The sequence below is a fragment of the Moorena sp. SIO4A1 genome (assembly GCF_010672065.1).
GTDB lineage: Bacteria > Cyanobacteriota > Cyanobacteriia > Cyanobacteriales > Coleofasciculaceae > Moorena.
In genome coordinates, this window is record NZ_JAAHHX010001090.1 from 1 (window position 1) to 1,010 (window position 1,010).

Sequence of the window (1,010 nt, forward strand, 5' to 3'; positions counted from 1 at the left end):
AACAACACGAAAAACGATCTTATAGGCATTAGTTCAAAGTACTGACGTACCAATATGCTCTGGAATAACTTTTGTCAGTCAATCAGGATGCGACCAAGGAACTCAATGTTACCATCCGGTAAGTAACGAGCTAAATCCCCTGTTTTATATAATTTTGACTTTTGACTCTCTTGGTGCGCGTTCCCTTGCGTCTTTCGCCGACGCGGGGTCGCACCGCTTTTGACTTTTGACATATCAAAGGGGTTAGGGATAAACTTTTGTTCTGTCAATTCGGGACGGTTGAGATAACCTAAGGCTAGGGAAACTCCCCCGATATACAACTCACCAGGAATTCCCACGGGTACAGGTTGTGCGAATTGATCTAATAGGTAAATCTGAATGTTAGCAATGGGACGACCAATAGGTGGTAGTGCTGGCCAAGTGTCAGTAGAACCGGTTAAGGTAAATACTGTAACTACAACATGAGTTTCTGATGGTCCATATTGATTATGAAGGGAACAATCTTTTAGCTGGGAGAAAAAGCTGGCGATCGCTGGAGTAATTTGCAACTGTTCCCCTCCTGTTATTACTTCCCGCAGACTGGTGGGCATCAATCCCAAAGTTTGAGCGGTCTCTGCTAACTGCTGTAAAGCAACAAAAGGAAGAAACAGTCTTTCTACTTGTTTTGCTCTTACCAAATGTAGTAAAGCAACAAGGTCTCGTCGCAGTTCTTCTGAGATTAAGACCAAGGTTCCACCCCCACACCAGGTTGAAAATATTTCTAGAAAAGAGACATCAAAGCTAATTGGGACAAATTGCAGGGTTTTTGCCCTGATTGAAACTGTTGTGTTTGACCGTTGCCACAAAATCAGATTGCTCAAGGCAAGATGCTTCATTGCTACACCTTTAGGCTTACCTGTAGAACCGGAAGTGTAGATTACATAAGCCAAGTTTTCTTCAGAAGCAGTACAGTTGGGATTTAAGTCATTTTCTTGAATAACTAGATTCCAGTCAGCATCTAAACAAATGAT

The 1,010-nt window shown here is 42.4% G+C and carries 1 protein-coding gene; it reads right to left on the bottom strand.

The window, feature by feature from the left end; all coding sequences use genetic code 11:
- Positions 1–74 precede the first annotated feature (74 nt).
- On the bottom strand, positions 75–1,010 hold a 936-nt coding region (locus tag F6K53_RS45495), incomplete at its 5' end, for an AMP-binding protein (protein WP_293087829.1).